This window comes from Hyphomonas sp. (assembly GCF_036964145.1).
Taxonomy (GTDB): domain Bacteria; phylum Pseudomonadota; class Alphaproteobacteria; order Caulobacterales; family Hyphomonadaceae; genus Hyphomonas.
The window spans coordinates 1-2,152 of record NZ_JBALUC010000008.1; the positions used below are offsets into that span (position 1 = coordinate 1).

Below are 2,152 nucleotides of genomic sequence, written 5' to 3' on the forward strand. Positions count from 1 at the left end.
CCAAAAGGCAGTCCGCAAATGTTGGCGCGGGATGGAGCAGTCCGGTAGCTCGTCAGGCTCATAACCTGAAGGTCGTAGGTTCAAATCCTACTCCCGCAACCAAATAAAATAGGCCCCGCTACACACAGCGGGGCCTTTTTTGCGTTCGAGCTGTAAGCATATAGTAAGCAGGCTGCGGCGTAGAGCAGCGTATTTAAGAGCAATAGCAAGGGTTTGTTTGTCTCGGTCTGGAAGTCCAAAGACCATACTGACTGATCGATTGTTTTTAAAACCTAGCATTTGCGCCCGATATTTTCTGGTTTTCAAGTTTTACCGGTATAAAATAAACGGCATCCTTCCACTGGTGCAGCAGCACTAGCTCTCTCCCTTCGCTCAAATTCTTTACAGCGACATTGCGGAATTGCGTCAATTCTGCACGGAAAATCCTATGCGCGGGAAATGAACAACGACCTGGCCGGCCTGGGGATCTTCGCGGCTGATCGAAACATGATGTTCGGATGAGCCCACGAGCAATCCATCGACCGCGTCGCGCCCATAGTCGTCGGCGGCGACAGTCACCCGCTTGCCTTCGAGCTCGGCGTCCCGGGGCGCAACCGTGCCTGCCATCGGCTCGGTGGTCCGCGCAATATCGAGTGCGTCCTCGCGGCTCACTGCGGACCGCTTGCCATGACCAATCGCCTTTACCCTCTCCAACCATTCAGGCACGTGAGCTATGCTCTCGAACAGGCTTGCCGCTGTTGGAAAGGCAGAGTGGATGAACCACAAGTTGTAATAACCATTCGCATCAACCAGTCCGGCGCGGTCACCAGTCAGAAACCTGCGCCCATCCGCAAGCTGATCGGACAGCAAAGCGACATGTGCTCGCGACTGTGCTTCCATGTGAGGGACAGCCGCCTGCATGGCGGCGGGGTTAAACGGACGGCCGGAAAGGGCGGCGCGGTCGTTTATAAAAGCAGCCGGGACTTTGTCGCCGAGCCCTCCGAAGATAATCGCGACCGCTGCTTGGAATACCGCGCGGTCAGACCACATCGCAATGGCATGGGCCAGGCCGTGGTCGCCCTGCGGAAACAACGTTGGTTCAGGAAAGCGTCGTTCAAGTTCCCGGACGATTAGCTGGCTGTCACAGTAAATGTCTGCGCCGATCTGCATGACCGGAATACGGCGATATCCGCCCGTCAGGGCCACAAGTTCAGGCTTGGGCATGATGACCGGTTGATCGACAGCAGCCCAGGCCAGCTTCTTGATGCCAAGGCAAACGCGCACTTTCTCCGAAAATGGCGAACTATCATATTGATGAAAAAGAATGTCAGGCATCGTCGACCTTTCCGGAATTACCACCAATCGATGAAGGATTTAACCGAAGCGGTCAACTTGGTCCCGCACAGCGAGTGTAATACTGACTCTGCGCGATACGTTCCTTCCGGTACAGCTCAGCGATGCTATCATCTCCGCGCAGGCCTTCCAGCATGATCCTAATCTTGTCTTTAGCTGAGAAGTGTCGAAGCGTGGCGCGGCGGATGTCATTTACTAACCGTTCAGCACTCGCTTTGGGTTTTGAGGATTTAGGTCTCATCTTCGCTCCTCCGTCACTACAACGAGACCTACATTCTCCTTAACCTACAACGTCAAATCTGTTCCGCAGGTGCTGAGGGTGAACAGTCTGGCCCGCCGGCGCCTTTTCTGTTGTGTCGGCGCCATGGATAAGCCGTGTCTGACATTCCTGACGGGCTATCCCTGTCTTGCCAGACTCTTTTGGCCGGTCGCGTCTTGATCGTGATTCCCGGTGTGAATGGAGATTCGCGATGTCCAGATCGCGATATAGGGCAGGGCCTGTCCGGGTTTGTTGGGCCGGTGTGATCGGTTTCCGTTCCGTCTGCTTTGCCCTCGACCTGTGCGGGCCGATAAGCAGGTGCTGGATTATCTGCTGTTTTTGGCTATTTTTGTACAGTCTTGTCAAATGTGCTGGCCTCAAGACACAGGCGGAAAAATAAGAGTCATTATTTTGAGTCAGCACTGTTGACCGAATCACTTCACCCATCTAGAGGACGTTTCATCAGGACGACGCGGCTCAGACGGGCCCCACTGTTCTGGTCGTCAAAATTAGTAAACAACGGTTCTCCCCGGTAGCAATAGCGGGAAAAATCGTTGTCTG

At 54.4% G+C, this 2,152-nt stretch carries 1 protein-coding gene, 1 tRNA gene and 1 pseudogene; 1 reads left to right on the plus strand and 2 read right to left on the minus strand.

What is annotated here, in order from left to right; genetic code table 11:
- The first annotated feature begins 25 nt into the window (after window positions 1-25).
- Window positions 26-102: transfer RNA gene (locus V7660_RS17105), tRNA-Met, on the plus strand.
- 303 nt (window positions 103-405) lie between these two features.
- On the opposite strand, the gene V7660_RS17110 is transcribed toward V7660_RS17105, so the two are convergent.
- A complete protein-coding gene (locus tag V7660_RS17110; protein ID WP_335604266.1) occupies window positions 406-1,338 on the minus strand; it encodes a glutathione S-transferase family protein in 933 nt (310 codons plus the stop codon).
- Window positions 1,339-1,390: 52 nt separating this feature from the next.
- Window positions 1,391-1,573 (minus strand): annotated as a pseudogene (locus V7660_RS17115) (IS3 family transposase); the annotation flags it as partial.
- Between the last annotated feature and the right edge of the window lie 579 nt (window positions 1,574-2,152).